Origin of the sequence: Paenibacillus forsythiae T98 (genome assembly GCF_000520735.1) — a bacterium.
In the GTDB taxonomy this organism is placed as follows: Bacteria; Bacillota; Bacilli; order Paenibacillales; family Paenibacillaceae; genus Paenibacillus_AQ; species Paenibacillus_AQ forsythiae.
Genome location: NZ_ASSC01000743.1, coordinates 1 through 354 on the forward strand (window position 1 = coordinate 1; position 354 = coordinate 354).

The window sequence follows — 354 nt, forward strand, 5'->3', positions numbered from 1 at the left end:
AGCGCTCCCGAATAAATCGGATAGCCGGGGTCGGGCACAATCGCCACGTCGCCGGGATTGCACACAGCGAGCGCCAGATGCGCCAGCCCGTCCTGGGAGCCCATCAGCGTCAGCAGCTCTTTCTCGGGATCAACGGTTACGCCGAACCGGTAGTTCATCCATTCCGAGGCTTTGCTGCGAAAGGCCATGCCGCCTTCCGAGGACGGATACGAGTAGCTGTCCTCTCGTAGGACAGACTCGCTGAGTACGCGCCGGATTTCGGGAGACGGCCCGCGGTCCGGGCTGCCGATGCCCAGGTCGATCAGATCATGACCGCCAGCGGCGGCTTCGGCCTTCCAGCCGGCAACCTCCTGG

General features: G+C 64.4%; 1 protein-coding gene. It reads right to left on the reverse strand.

Going from position 1 to position 354, the window contains the following annotated elements; all coding sequences use genetic code 11:
• Window positions 1-354 (reverse strand): aminotransferase class I/II-fold pyridoxal phosphate-dependent enzyme (locus L692_RS29920; protein ID WP_036725048.1); only part of this gene is annotated, 354 nt, incomplete at both ends.